11 protein-coding genes are annotated in these 12,997 nt (G+C 75.6%); 5 read left to right on the forward strand and 6 right to left on the reverse strand.

What is annotated here, in order from left to right; genetic code table 11:
• Window positions 1–43: 43 nt before the first annotated feature.
• The 3 genes from ACWEO5_RS12385 to ACWEO5_RS12395 all read right to left on the reverse strand — a co-directional run bounded on the left by ACWEO5_RS12385 (window position 44) and on the right by ACWEO5_RS12395 (window position 2,575).
• Complete coding sequence (locus ACWEO5_RS12385) at window positions 44–982, reverse strand: hypothetical protein (protein WP_452162356.1); 939 nt, start codon at window positions 980–982, stop codon at window positions 44–46.
• Window positions 976–1,596: a hypothetical protein gene (locus tag ACWEO5_RS12390; protein ID WP_452162357.1), complete on the reverse strand. Its 621-nt coding sequence runs from the start codon at window positions 1,594–1,596 to the stop codon at window positions 976–978. The genes ACWEO5_RS12385 and ACWEO5_RS12390 overlap by 7 nt, the downstream gene beginning before the upstream one ends.
• A gap of 142 nt (window positions 1,597–1,738) precedes the next feature.
• A complete protein-coding gene (locus ACWEO5_RS12395; protein ID WP_452162358.1) occupies window positions 1,739–2,575 on the reverse strand; it encodes a hypothetical protein in 837 nt (278 codons plus the stop codon).
• A gap of 199 nt (window positions 2,576–2,774) precedes the next feature.
• On the opposite strand from ACWEO5_RS12395, the gene ACWEO5_RS12400 reads away from it, so the two are divergent.
• The 3 genes from ACWEO5_RS12400 to ACWEO5_RS12410 all read left to right on the forward strand — a co-directional run bounded on the left by ACWEO5_RS12400 (window position 2,775) and on the right by ACWEO5_RS12410 (window position 5,555).
• On the forward strand, window positions 2,775–3,287 hold the full coding sequence (locus ACWEO5_RS12400; protein ID WP_452162359.1) for a pyridoxamine 5'-phosphate oxidase family protein: 513 nt from the start codon (window positions 2,775–2,777) through the stop codon (window positions 3,285–3,287).
• 113 nt (window positions 3,288–3,400) lie between these two features.
• Entirely contained in the window at window positions 3,401–3,859 is a 459-nt protein-coding gene (locus ACWEO5_RS12405) for a MaoC family dehydratase (RefSeq protein WP_452162360.1), read from the forward strand.
• A 352-nt stretch (window positions 3,860–4,211) separates the two neighbouring features.
• On the forward strand, window positions 4,212–5,555 hold the full coding sequence (locus tag ACWEO5_RS12410) for an MBL fold metallo-hydrolase (RefSeq protein WP_452162361.1): 1,344 nt from the start codon (window positions 4,212–4,214) through the stop codon (window positions 5,553–5,555).
• Window positions 5,556–5,612: 57 nt separating this feature from the next.
• On the opposite strand, the gene ACWEO5_RS12415 is transcribed toward ACWEO5_RS12410, so the two are convergent.
• Window positions 5,613–6,194: a TetR/AcrR family transcriptional regulator gene (locus ACWEO5_RS12415; protein ID WP_452162362.1), complete on the reverse strand. Its 582-nt coding sequence runs from the start codon at window positions 6,192–6,194 to the stop codon at window positions 5,613–5,615.
• Between the two features lie 283 nt (window positions 6,195–6,477).
• On the opposite strand from ACWEO5_RS12415, the gene ACWEO5_RS12420 reads away from it, so the two are divergent.
• Both ACWEO5_RS12420 and ACWEO5_RS12425 read left to right on the forward strand, forming a co-directional pair.
• A complete protein-coding gene (locus ACWEO5_RS12420; RefSeq protein ID WP_452162363.1) occupies window positions 6,478–7,395 on the forward strand; it encodes an SDR family oxidoreductase in 918 nt (305 codons plus the stop codon).
• Entirely contained in the window at window positions 7,392–8,954 is a 1,563-nt protein-coding gene (locus tag ACWEO5_RS12425) for an MFS transporter (RefSeq protein WP_452162364.1), read from the forward strand. The genes ACWEO5_RS12420 and ACWEO5_RS12425 overlap by 4 nt, the downstream gene beginning before the upstream one ends.
• A 78-nt stretch (window positions 8,955–9,032) precedes the next feature.
• Here the strand turns inward: ACWEO5_RS12425 and ACWEO5_RS12430 are convergent, their stop codons facing one another.
• Entirely contained in the window at window positions 9,033–11,591 is a 2,559-nt protein-coding gene (locus ACWEO5_RS12430) for a DUF6493 family protein (protein WP_452162365.1), read from the reverse strand.
• Window positions 11,588–12,961, reverse strand: coding sequence for an SWIM zinc finger family protein (locus ACWEO5_RS12435; protein ID WP_452162366.1), 1,374 nt, complete (start codon window positions 12,959–12,961; stop codon window positions 11,588–11,590). Before ACWEO5_RS12435 ends, ACWEO5_RS12430 begins: the two co-directional genes overlap by 4 nt.
• Window positions 12,962–12,997: the final 36 nt, after the last annotated feature.

Below are 12,997 nucleotides of genomic sequence, written 5' to 3' on the forward strand. Positions count from 1 at the left end.
CGTCAACTCTGCCGCCACCCGCCCACCGGCGGGCCCGGCCCGGTCAGTTCAGCACTTGGACCTCGTTGACCGGGACGCTCAGCACCGCCTCGGTGTAGGTGGGCCACCAGTCGAAGGCGGTCATGTCGATGGCGGTCCCGTCGGTGCTCTGCGCGCTCACGTGCCACTTCAGCGTCACGCTGAGGGTGAACGCCTTGTCCTTCATCCGCGCCGAGCTCTCGGTGAAGACGTGGCTGCAGGTCGGCTTTCCCTGCGCGCTGAACGGGTTCCCGGCGTCCTGGCAGGTGAAGTGCTGGACCTGCTCGCCCCCGGCCGGACCGTCGTCGACGTTCCAGACCACCTCCGCGAGGGTGACCGTGGTGGTCACCTTGAACCCCACGCCTTCCAGTGTCTCGCTCAACGGGCCCACCGTGTCCGGGTTCTGGTCGAACCACAGCCACACCGGCGAACCGACCACCGCGTCCTTGGCGGGGGCGCCGTGCAGGACCGGCTCGGCAACGGTGATCTTCTTCAGCGCGTCGTAGGCCACCTGGGCGGGCGTCTTGGGCGGCGGGGGTGCGACGGCTGTGGCCAGGAAGACCCGACCGGCCGGCACGAAACCGTCGTCCAGGATGCAGGACTTGTCATAGAACGCACCGTCTTCGGAGGTGCGCCCGGCCCACACGGCTTCACTCGGAAGCGGCTGCGGGTCGGCTTCGATGTAGTAGCACCCCTCCGAGAACGCGCCCCTGTCGTCCAGCCAGCACGCTACTTCCTTCCCCAGCCAGGTGCACTTGTCCGTCCCACTGCTCCCACCGCTCCCCCCGGACGACCCCCCGCCCGCGGTGGGGGTGCTGCCCGGCTCGTGGTGCTCGACGCAGATGGTCCGGTCTGCGCACGGTGCGGCGGGGTCGTCGTCGGCGCTCGCCGCCGGAACCGCCGCGGCGGCCAATCCGAGCCCGATCAGTACACAAACAGCGGTGCGCCAGGCGGAGTTCAGCATGTCTTGCCCTCCTCGCGGGTGAACTCGGCGACCAGCCAACGGTTTCCGTATTTCTTGACCACGACGGTCGCCGGATAACGCGACAGCCGCGGTTGGGGATCCCTGATCTTCTTGGTGTCGGCGTCCGCCTGGTGCCAGCCGGACACGTCGAGACAGTCGTCGATCGTGGCGGTGGGCGGATTCGCCTGCTGATCAAGGCTTTTGAGGACGGGCGAGGTGACCGGTCGGCCGATCATGACGAGTTTGCTGTCGTGCAGCTGGGTGAGCGAGATCACGGTTTCGGTGAAAGCCGCCCCGGTCGCGTACTGGCGGAGCGGAGTTCCGTCCGAATTCGATCGCCCGAGCACGTCGACCTGGACGTCCCACCAGGACTGATAGGCCGTCACTGCCTCATTGCCCTCAAGCCCTTGGGCGCCTTCCTTCGGCGCCGGGCTGCCGGGCGGGGAGGTGTTCGCGGTGGCGGTGGAGGCCGCCGACGGAAGGCTTCCGGAGGGTGTTCCGAGCCGGTCCGCGGATCCCGCGCCGGAGGACGAACAGGCTGTCAGCAGGAATGGCAGAAGCAGCCCGCTGATCCCAACCGCCCCAGGGCGCACCAGAATTGAGCGCTGCCGCATAGCCCCACCTTGTTGCGGCCGGACCTGTGGTGGATCCGGACCGCGGATGTCGTCTGCCGTCCCCGGTGTCGTTCTTGGGTCGCTCGGAGGTCGATTCTTCGCCACCCCGCCCCGGCACGGCAACACCCGGGGCCTCCTGACCTTACGCGGAAGGCGGATCCGTTGGGGCACTTTCTCGCCACAGAACCGCCAAAAGTTCATCGGAAAACGGCAATCCGGCGAGCGCACCCCTCACAGCAGCCCGATTGCGCATCAGGAGTCTTCCCCCGTCCCGCGGCACCAGGAGTCTGGCCTCTCCCGCATTGGCCGGTTCTCCCCAGCCCAACTGCTCTTCCACGGCGGGCTGGAGGTCGAGCGGTCCGACGGCGGCGGGCGCGCCGGGCACGCCGTGTTCGAGGACCCGGCCGAGTGCCCAGCTGAACGAGCCCTCCGCGCCGGGCAGTACGCCGTCGCGGCCGCGCCGCCCCGCGCTCCAGCGGCCGATCCGGCCCCAGAGCGGGACGCGCGAGTGGCCGAGCAGTTCGCCCGCGCCGTCCTCGCGCTGGAGGGCGGCCCAGGTGTCGCGGTCGGCGACGGCGTCGACGATCAGCAGGGTCTCCTCCTGGGCACCGTGCACCATCGCGCTGGTGATCCAGTCCCAGGCGAGGCCGCGCCGGTAGGCGTTGTCGGGGGTGGAGCCGGCGGTGACCAGGGCGACCCGGCGGCCGCGCGGGTCGGCGACGAGTTGGCCGACCAGGCCGACCACCAGCCAGCGGGCGGGGCGCTGGGCGGCCTGCCGGACGGCGGTGAGCAGGGTGTTGGCGTCGGCGTCGGCCGGGGGGTGGGTGACGGTGCTGCCGCGGGTGCCGGCGTCGAAGGTGCGGCCGGGGAGGGCGTCGGCGAGGGTGCGGGCGCCGTCGGCGGCGCGGGCCGAGCCGCCGTGGCCGCGTTCGGGTCCGCCGTCCGCGCCGATCATCACCAGTTCGATGCCACCGCTCACCCGTACCGCCCCCTCCGCCTGTGCCGCCGCCGGCCCGCCTGGCCGCCCCGTCCGGGTCGGCCGGGACGGGGCGGGGCACCGCCCGAGGCCAAGGTATCGCCGCGGGGTGCCGGTGCGGGGCGGAATCGGCCCGATGAGCCCCAGCTCAGGGACCATGGGCCCTGTTCGGGGCGGTGCCGGCGGGGGCACCATCGTCGGTATGGACCGTGACGACCGGGTGGAGACCCTCAGCGAGGCCGAGTGCCTGCGGCTGCTCGGCACCGTGCCGCTGGGGCGGGTGGTGTACACCGAGCACGCGCTTCCGGCGGTGCTCCCGGTGGCTTTCCGGGTGGCGGCGGACGGCCGGCTGATCCTGGCCCTGCGCACCGGCACCCGGGTGGCCCGGGCGCTGGACGGCACGGTGGCCGCGTTCCAGGTGGACGACTTCGACCGGGCGGGCCGCTGCGGCTGGAGCGTGCTGGTGCACGGCCGCGCCGAGGTGGTGCGCGACACGGGCGAGCGCGCCCTGCTGCACTCCGGCGGCCTGCGCCCGTGGATCCCGGACCCGGGGCCGGAGTACGTGGCGATCAGCCCGGAGCTGGTCTCCGGCCGCCGCATCCTCCCGCTCCTCCCCGAGGCCGCCCCGGACGCCCGACCCGGCGCCGCCCCCACTCCCGTCCCCGCCCCCGTCCCCGCTCACGCTCCCGCTCTGCCGGGCCTGCGCCACGGCTGAGCCCGGCACCGTCGCCACCGGGCCCCGCTGACATGTGACCGGCGAGTAGGCATACTCTGCGGGTCGGCCCCGCCCCGGGCCGTCCCTGCCCCGACGCACCTGTGGAGCGCACCGTGACGACCTTCGCCTCGCTCGCCGACCTGACCGCCGCGGTCGGCACCGAACTCGGCACCAGCGAGTGGCACACCGTCGACCAGGCCCGGGTGAACCTGTTCGCCGAGGCGACCGGCGACCACCAGTGGATCCACGTCGACCCGGAGCGCGCCAAGGAGACGCCGTTCGGCGGGACGATCGTGCACGGCTACCTGACGCTCTCGCTGCTGCCGGTGCTCGCGAAGGAGTGCTATGGGGTGGAGGGCGTCGGGATGGCCCTGAACTACGGCTCGGACAAGGTGCGCTTCCCAGCCCCGCTGCCGGTGGGCACGGCGGTGCGGGCGACGGCAGTGCTGGTCTCGGCGGACGAGGTGCCGGGCGGCGTGCAGGCCGTGGTGCGGTTCACCATCGCCAGCGAGACAAGCGCCAAGCCGCACTGCGTCGCGGAGACCATCACCCGCTTCTACCCGGCCGCCTGATCCCCTCCCAACCGCCCGACCCGCCCTCCCAACCGCCCGATCCGCCATCCCGGCCCACTCCACCCACGACGGCCCGCTCCACCGACGACGGACCGCCCCGCACCCCGGGGCGGTCCGTTTCCGTTGCTCCGTGCGGACCATCCGGGCCACCCGTTCCGGCGCGCCACCGTCACTCTGCCACCTTTTGTCCGCTTTGTGCAGGTAATGTCCCGGCCTGAGGTGTGCCGTCCGGCACCGGGGTCCCCGGCTGCCCGGGCGTCGCGCTCCGGCCCGCTGCGGACACCGCGGGGCGCGCTGCGTCCCGCCGTCCTCCCGGTGCGCCGCCGTTCGGATGTTCGACCGTGGAGGTGCCGTGTCCCGCCCCGTCTCCTGGCTGTTCCGCGCCGGCGAGCTGGCCGCCGAGGCCGGGCTCGCCCTGCGCGACGCGAAGCGCTCGTACCGGACGTTCCCCCGGGAGACCTGGCAGCGGATGCGCACGGACGCGTTCGGCGCCGACCCGTCGGGCTGGCGCCTGCACCGGGTCCGCAACTCGCCGCACTTCGTGGACGGGTCGTTCCGCAACCCGGTGGCCACCCGCCGCCTCGCGTACGCGCACACCCCGCTGGCCCTGATGCGCACCAAGCTCGCGGTCGACCCCAACCGCCGCTCCCCGGCCGCGGCCGTCCCGGTGCACCGGCTGCTGCCGATGGAGCTGGCCGCCCCGCCCGCCTCCGGCCTGCGGCTGACCTGGCTGGGCCACGCCACCGTGCTGGCCGAGCTGGACGGGGTCCGGGTGCTGTTCGACCCGGTGTGGAGCGAGCGCTGCTCCCCGTTCGACTGGATCGGCCCCAAGCGGCTGCACCCGGTGCCGCTGCCGCTGGCCGAGCTCGGGCCGGTGGACGTGGTGGTGATCTCGCACGACCACTACGACCACCTGGACATGGCGACGGTGCGGACGCTGGCCGCCGGGGACGCGGTGTTCGCGGTGCCGCTGGGTGTCGGCGCGCACCTGGAGCACTGGGGGGTGTCGCCGCGCCGGATCGTCGACCTCGACTGGTGGGAGACCGCCGAGCTGGACGGCCTGCGGCTGACCGCCACCCCGGCCCGGCACTACTGCTCGCGCGGGCCCCGGCCCAGCGGCAAGTTCCTGTGGTCGTCCTGGGTCGTGGAGGGCAAGCGGCAGCGGATCTTCCACAGCGGCGACAGCGGCTACTTCCCCGGGTTCGCCGAGATCGGCCACCGCTTCGGGCCGTTCGACGCGACGATGATGCAGGTCGGCGCGTACTCCGAGCACTGGCCGGAGGTCCACCTGACGCCCGAGGAGGCGGTGCAGGCGCACCGGGACCTGGGCGGCGACGTGCTGCTGCCGGTGCACTGGGCCACCTTCGACCTGGCCCCGCACCCGTGGGAGGAGCCCGCCGAGCGCACCGTCGCCGCGGCCCAGGACGCCGGGGTCACCCTCGCGCTGCCCCGCCCGGGCCGCCCGTTCGAACCCGCCGACCCGCCCGTCGCCACGCCCTGGTGGCGCGCCGTCGCCGCGGCCCCCTCCGGCTCGGACCTCCTCCTCCCGCCCGGCCTCTCCGCCGTCCCGGACACCCCCGCCGCCCTCACCACTCCCCCGCCCCACCCCGACGCCCCGCTCGCCGACGCCCGCCCCACCGCCGACCAGGCCCCCGGACAGACACCGGGCCAGGACGGCGAGGTCCCGCAGCGCTAGCGCCGCCCACGGGCCCGGAACCGCCCAGCCCCTCGCCGACCCCCGGGAGGGGGCTTCTCAGCTCCCGGGCGACGCCAGCCGCAGGAAGTCCGCGGCCAGCGTCCGCACTTCCAGCCCGTCCGGCTCCCGGCCGCTGAGGATCCAGAAGAAGACCGGCCCGACCAGCAGCGCGGTCGCCTGCGGCATCGGGACGGCCAGCGCGTCGCCGGGCAGGGCGCGGCCGATGACGGTCGCCGCGCTGGCGCCGATCGGATCGGTGCCGCGCAGCAGGTCGCGGACGGCGGTGTCGTGCTGCGCCTCGCCGACCAGCGCGCGGTAGGCGGCGCCCGCGTCGGAGGTGGTGAGGAAGGCGGTCAGTGCCTTGAGGTAGGCGGCGAGGTCGGCGGCCGGGTCCGGCTGCGGGGGGACGTCCAGTTCGTGGCGGGCGTCGGTCGCGCTCGCCTCCAGCAGGATCTCGGCCTTGGTGGACCACCAGCGGTAGACGGTCTGCCGGGAGACGCCCGCGCGTTCGGCGATGCCCTTGAGGGTCACCGCGCTGTAGCCCAGTTCGACGACGAGGTCGTCGACCGCGTGCAGGACGGCCGTCCTGGCCTCCTCGCTGCGCGGGCGACCGACCTTGCCGTGCTCGCTGCCGCCCATGCCGCCTCCGTTCCCGGGCCCCTACCCGGCCTCGTACGTTACGAGACAGTATGCACATGATTGCGCCAAACGCCGCTCGGGGCCGTCCCGTTGGGATCTCGGAACCCATCGCCGACCGCCTCCGCCCCCACCTCCACTACGCCTCGCCACCACCACCGCCACCGCCCCACCCCGCATTAGTGGACATCGTGCACCGGATCCACTAGTTTCGGTACATCGTGATCCGTAATTGTCGGCCGACGGCGCCGACGCCATGCCCGCAGGGCGGAAGGGAGACCGCCGCGTGCGTGTCTTCGTGACGGGTTCCACCGGTTGGATCGGCTCGGCCACCGTGGACGAACTGCTCGGCTCCGGCCACCAGGTCCTCGGCCTGGCCCGGTCCGACCGGGCCGCGGCCGGACTGGTCGCCAAGGGGGCGCAGGTGCACCGCGGCGACCTCGACCACCCGGCCTCCTTCCGGGAGGCCGCCCGCGCCGCCGACGCGGTGGTGCACCTGGCCAACAAGCACGACTGGGCCGACCCGGCGGGCAGCGACCGCGCCGAGCGGGCCGCCGTCGAGGCGGTGCTGGACGGCCTCGCGGGCTCCGGCAAGCCCTTCGTGATCGCCAACGGCCTCTCCGGCATCGTCCGGGGGCGCCCGGTGCTGGAGGACGACGCCTCGCCCGAGGTCGGCCCGACCGCAGACCGCGGCGGCTCGGAGAACCTCGCCCTCGAGTCGGCCGCGCGCGGCCTGCGCCCGGTCGCGGTCCGCTTCGCCCCGAGCGTGCACGGGCGCGGCGACCGGGGCTTCGTCGACTGGCTCACCGCCGCCGCCCGTGAGCACGGCGTCAGCGGCTACGTCGGCGACGGCACCGCCGAGTGGTCCGCCGTGCACGTCACGGACGCGGCCCGGCTCATCCGCCTCGGCCTGGAGCGGGCCCCGGCCGGTACCCGGATGCACGCCGTCGCCGAGGAGCGCATCACCACCCGGGCGATCGCCGAGGCCCTCGGCACCGCCCTCGGCCTGCCGGTGACCTCGATCGACCCGGCGGACGCGGCGGAGCACTTCGGCGTGGTCGGCCACTTCTTCGGCCGGACCCTGACCGGCTCCAGCGCGCGCACCAGGGAACTGCTGTCCTGGCGGCCCACCGGCCCGACACTGCTGGAGGACATCCTCGGCGGCGCCTACACCACCACCCCAGACCAGGAGCAGGACGCATGACCACCACGCCCTCCGACACCGCCGCCGCCATACCCCCGCCCACCGGAGGAGCCCCCGGGAGCACCGGGAGCACCGAACCCACCGGGGCCGCCAGGGACGCCGGGGCCGCGGGCCTCCGGCGCACCGAGAGGCTCGTCCTGACCTGGGTGTCGGTCTGCACCGTACTGGTCGTCGGCTTGGTGGCGGCGATCAACCTGGCGGTGCCGATGCTCGCCGCCAGTTCGCTGCACCCCGGCTCCGCGCAGTTGCTGTGGATCGTCGACGCCTACGTCCTGGTCTTCGCCTGCCTGGTCATCCCGGGCGGCGCGGCGGGCGACCGGTTCGGCCGCAAGGGCGTCCTGCTCGCCGGGCTGCTCACCTTCGCCGCCGGGGCCGTGGTCACCGCCGCGGCGCCGAACACCGGCGTGATGCTGGTCGGGCGGGTCGTCAGCGGCGTCGGGGCGGCGCTCGTGCTGCCCAACGGCGTCGGGGTGCTCGTGCACGCCACCCGTCCCGAGCGGCGCGGCCGGGCCCTGGCGCTGTGGGGCGCGGTCGCCGGGCTGGGCGGCCTGGTCGGCAACCTGGGCGGCGGCGCACTGCTGTCCTCCGGCTCCTGGCGGCTGCTGTTCTGGGCGGTCGTCCCGCTCGCGCTGGCCTGCGCCCTGGGCGTCGCGCTCGTCGTCCGCCCCAGCGGGCGCAGCCCCCGCTCGCTCGACCCGGCCGGGACCGCGCTGCTGGTGCTCGCCACCGTCGCGCTGCTGGTGGGCATCATCGAGGGCCCCGGCTCCGGCTGGGCGAGCCCGCTGGTGGTCGGCGCCTTCGCGGTCAGCGCCCTGCTCTGGGCGGTCTGGGTGCTGGTGGGGCTGCGCACCGCGCACCCGCTGCTCGACCCCCGGCTGTTCCGCATCCCGATGCTCAGCGCCGCGAGCCTGGGCATGTTCGTGATGTTCTTCGGCAGCTTCGCCCTGTTCTACCTGAACGCCTCGCTGCTCCAGTACGGGCGCGGCTTCTCACTGCCGCAGACCGGTGTCGCGATCCTGCCGCTGGTGCTGCCGATGATCGTCGGTGCCCGGTTCACGCCCGCTCTGGCCGAGCGGATCGGTTTCGCGGCCACCCTGCTGCTCGCCTTCGGGTGCCTGGGCGGGGGCCTGTTCGGGCTCGCCTCGGCCGCGCACGCGTCCTACCCGCTGTACGCGCTCTGGCTGGTGGTGATCGGTGCCGGTTTCGCCCTGGCGATGCCGGTGCTGACGGTCGAGCTGACCTCGTCCCTGCCCGCCCACCAGGCGGGGGTGGCCGGCGGACTCCAGTCCGCCACCCGCGAGTTGGGCAGCGCGGTGGGCGTGGCGGTCGCCGGTACGGTGCTGACCTCGGTCTTCGCCTCCGCCCTGCCCGCCGCCGCGCACGGGCTGCGCTCCGTCCCCGCCGCGTTGGCCGCCGCACCGGCCGACCGGGCCGCCGTCCTCGACGCCTTCGTGACCGGGGCGGCCGGCGCCCTGCACGTCGCGGGCGCGGTCACCCTGGCCGCGGGTGCCGTCGTCGTCCTCGCCGCCCGGCGGGCCGGTCGCACCAGCCCGGAATGACCCCGGCGCACCGCACCGCGTCGCGCCGCACCGGGCCGGGCCGGGTCGGGGCGGGCCGCGGGGCTCGTCCGACCGGTCCTAGCCGAGCACCACCGCCAGGTTCCCCGCCTCGGTGACCGCCCGGCTGCGGCCGCCGCCCGTCGCGAGCCGCGTCACCGCGTCGATCCTGCCGCGCGCGCCCGCCTCCCGGGCGCGGTCGACCGCCGTGGCCAGGAGTTCCGCGGTGCCCCTGGGCAGCGGCACCTCCAGCAGGGCGGGCAGCAGCGCGGCGAGGACGTCCCAGGCCAGCCGGGGGGCTCCGGCGGCGGCGAGGGCGGTGAGGGTGCGGGCCAGGCGCTGGGGCTTGAGGTCGCCGTCGCGGATCAGGGCGGCGGCCTCCCGGCCCAGTGCCGCCGGGTCGATCGCCCGCTGGGCGGCGAGCGAGAGCAGCGCGTCGACGGCGGCGGTCCGTTCCCGTTCGCGTTCCGCGCCGCAGGCGCGTGCGAGGAGCAGGTGGACGGCGGGGCCGCAGGGCCCGGCGTTCTCGGTGAGCAGGAGCAGGACGTGCGCGTCGCCGAGGCCGGGGAGGAGCCGGACGGCACTCTCCTCCCGGTGGTGCGGGAGGACGGCGGCGGCCCGGACGTCGGGCCACCGCGGGCTGCCCCGGTGGTGCTCCACCAGGCCCCGGCGGGGGCCGAGCAGCAGCCGGACCTCCTCCGGCACCGGCGCCCCGGCCGCCACCGACAGCAGGGCCGCGCGTTCCGGGTCCGGGGCGGGCTGCTCGCCGTGCCGGTGGCCGTCCGCCGCCGCCTCCTTGGGCACCACGGTGGTGGCCCGCCGGGGCAGTCCGCCGCCGCGCAGCCAGGCCGCCAACTGCCGCCCGGCGGGCGAGGTCAGCGCCTCCGCGCCCTCGCTCCCGTCACCGACGGTGCGCAGCAGCGCCTGCGCGAAGTCCACCGGCCCCGGCTGCACACCGAGTTCCTCGTAGTGGGCCATCCGGGACACCAACTCCCGCGCGTCCAGGGCACCGTGGCACCAGGTCGGGGTGGCCAGCAGGAACGGCACCGCCCGCCCGGCTGCCTGCTGCCGGGCTTCCTCGATCCGGGCGGCGAGCACCGCCCCGAACGGCCCGGTGTACGAGCGCCGCAGCTGTTCGGCCCAGTACGGCGACGGTTCCGCGCCGCCGGCCGCGACCGCCAGGGCGAGCCGGTGCAGCGAGTGGCGTTCCGGGCCGAGCGGGGCGAGGGCGGCGGCGAGGGCGTCCCGGTCCGTCCAAGCCTGGCGCACCAGGCCGTCGAGGAGGAGTTCGAAAGCCGGGATCTTCTCGGGGGAGACCAGCAGCGGGACCACCTTCTCGGCCAGCTCCGCCGGGGTGGCGAGCGGTGCGGGCATCGGCACCGGCCGGGACGGCGCCGGCAGCCGGTCCGCCACCACCACCTCACCCGCCAACTCCACCTCCACACCCAGCAGTTCAGCCGCCAGCACGGCGTGCGCCGGATCCAGCAGTAGCGCCGCCGCCCGCAGCTCGGTCAGCAACTCCCCCTCCACCGCACGGACATGGCGCTTGACCACCTTCAACGCCTGCCCCTGCACCTGCCGGTCCGGATGCCCGAAACACCCCGCCACCGCCCGCAACGCCGCCCCCGCCCGACCACCGGCCGCCGCCCGGTCCAGCCAACCCAACTGCGCCCGCACCAACTTCTTCTCCGGCCGCGCCCACACCACCCCGGCCGCCTCCGCGAGTTCCTCCTCGCCCAGCAGCCCGGCGACGTCCAGGGCCGCCAGTGACTCCAGCGCGTACCCGGCCAGTACCGAGTCACCGTCCAGCAGGGCCAGCAACGCCCGCCGGTTGTCCGCCAGTTCGGCGCTGCTGGGCTCCAGTGCGCGCACCACCCCCAGGTAGGTCCGCAGCTCGCCCTGGCCGCCGCCGCGCACCAGCCGGGCGAAGCCGCGTCCGAGCAGTGCCGGGCGGTCGATGACGCCCTCGGCGGCGAGCCGGGCCAGCACGGCGGGCCAGCGCTGTTCGGAGTCCTTGGCGGCCCAGGGGCCGGAGAGTTGCTGGACGGTGTCGGCGTCGAAGACCAGCGGGGCGAGGACGGGGGTGAAGCCGTCGGCGCGCAGCCGGGCGTACAGGTCGGGCCCGGGCGGCAGTTGGTCGCGCCAGCGACGGGGTTCGGGGTTGCCGCGGTCGCGCATCCACTCCAGGACGAGGCCGGGTTCGGCGGGCGGCGGAGTGTCGCTGCGGCGCAGCAGGTGCTCGGCGATCTGGTAGGGGGTGGCGGAGTCCCAGCCGATCGGGTCGGCGGGGCGGGCGGAGAGGGCGCGGGCCAGCCGCAGGGCCACGTCCCGCTGCCAGGCGGCGGGTCGGGCGTTCAGCAGGGCGAGCAGCGGTCGCTGGTCCCAGGCCCGGACCTCGAAGTCGCGGCCGCCGATCCAGTCGGCGGCGCCGGAGGGGGCGGTGTGGCAGACGGCGCCGACGACCAGCAGGGCGGTGACGGCGCCGCCCCGGGAGTGGTCGCTGTCGCGCAATTCGCGGCGCAGCTGCTTGAGCCGGGGCAGTGCGGCCCGGCGTTCGGCGTCCGTCATCCGCTCGACCAGGGCGGCGGCCAGCGGGGTCCGGGCCTCCCGGATCGCGGTCACGAGGTCCTCGGTGCTCACTTCTGCACCGCCCCGTCCACGTCGATCGCCCCGTCCGTGCCGTTCGTCATCCGCACCGCGAGCACGTGGCTGCACGGTCCGCGGCCGCCCCGGTGGCGGGCCCACCAGCGGCAGGTGCAGCCGAGGGCGGTGCCGTCGGCCCCGACCCGGACGTGGTGGGCGTGGTCGCCGACCGTGACCACCCGGAGGTCGCCGGTGACCGGCCCGACGGCGTCGGCGGCGAGCAGCGCGCGGGCGGACCGCAGCCGGGGGTTGCGGTCCGCCACCCGACCGCTGTCGTAGGGGAGTTGGCGGTGGAAGTGGGCGGCTTCGGCCAGGTCGTAGCCGATCTGGCCGCCGGTGGCGAGGTGGGCGAGGGCGGAGCGGACCCGGTCCGGGGTCAGGCCGGAGTCCTCGGCGAGGTCGGCGGGTTCGATCCGCGGGTCCCAGGCGAGCAGGGCGGCGAGCGCGTCGACGTCCTCGGCCGTACCGGCGGGGCGGGCGAGCAGGTCGAGCAGGCCGCCCTCGCCGGAGAAGCCGCGGGAGCTGTCGGGCGACAGGGTGAGCGTCAACCGGCCGCCGGGGAAGGTGAGTTCCCAGGCGGAGGCGGTGGGCTCGGTGGGGGTGCCGGGCGGGGCGTAGACGTGCAGGCCGGTGGCGTGGCGCAGCAGCGGGCGCAGCGCGGAGAGCCGTTCGGGGCCGGGCAGGCAGATCGCGCCGGGGCCGGGCCGGGAGGTGGGGCGCAGTCCGGGGCCGGCCGGGAGGACCCAGCGGACGGTGCCGCGGCCGCTGCCGCTGACGCCGGCGGGCAGGGTGCGCAGGAAGCGGACGGCTTCGGCGGCGGGGAGGGCGGCGCGCCGGTCGAAGCGAGCGGTGAGCACCTGGGTCTCGGCGAAGCCCTTGAGCCAGCGCTGCGGCAGCGGGACCCTGCGTTCGACCAGTTCCTCGGCCCCGACGCCGACGGCCAGTTCGTCGGCGCCGACGGCGAGCCGCAGCCGTTCGCCGGGGGTGCGCAGCGGGGCGTTGACGTCGACGTTGGTGGTGCCGTGGCCGGTGGCGGCGCCGTCCAGGCCCTCGGGCAGCACGTCGAGCCGGGCGTGCACGCCGCCGCAGCCGGAGAAGGACTCGAAGCGCAGCCGGTCGCCGTCGGCGGTGACCACGGGGTCGAGCGAGGCGGCGCCGGCGGGCCGGTGGTAGCGGGTGGCGGCCACGTCGGCGACGGCGAGCAGCGCGGCGGCCGCGGCGTCGGGGTGGCGCAGCGCGCCGGTGAAGAACCGGGGGTGCTCGGCCGCGCCGTGCGGGGTGGCGCCGCCGCTGGTGGCGAGGTCCAGCCGGCTGGGGCTGAGGGCGGAGGGCTGGAGGTAGCGCAGGGCGTGCACGGCCGTGGTCATGGGCGGAACGCTAGCCTCCGACCCCGACAGCACCCC

This window comes from Kitasatospora sp. NPDC004272, from assembly GCF_053603035.1.

Bases quoted from the DNA above. Each gene is read 5' to 3' on its own strand.
- ACWEO5_RS12390 (WP_452162357.1), bottom strand. From the start codon at position 1,596: ATGCGGCAGCGCTCAATTCTGGTGCGCCCTGGGGCGGTTGGGATCAGC.
- ACWEO5_RS12415 (WP_452162362.1), bottom strand. From the start codon at position 6,194: ATGGGCGGCAGCGAGCACGGCAAGGTCGGTCGCCCGCGCAGCGAGGAG.
- ACWEO5_RS12425 (WP_452162364.1), top strand. From the start codon at position 7,392: ATGACCACCACGCCCTCCGACACCGCCGCCGCCATACCCCCGCCCACC.
- ACWEO5_RS12435 (WP_452162366.1), bottom strand. From the start codon at position 12,961: ATGACCACGGCCGTGCACGCCCTGCGCTACCTCCAGCCCTCCGCCCTC.
- ACWEO5_RS12400 (WP_452162359.1), top strand. From the start codon at position 2,775: ATGGACCGTGACGACCGGGTGGAGACCCTCAGCGAGGCCGAGTGCCTG.
- ACWEO5_RS12385 (WP_452162356.1), bottom strand. From the start codon at position 982: ATGCTGAACTCCGCCTGGCGCACCGCTGTTTGTGTACTGATCGGGCTC.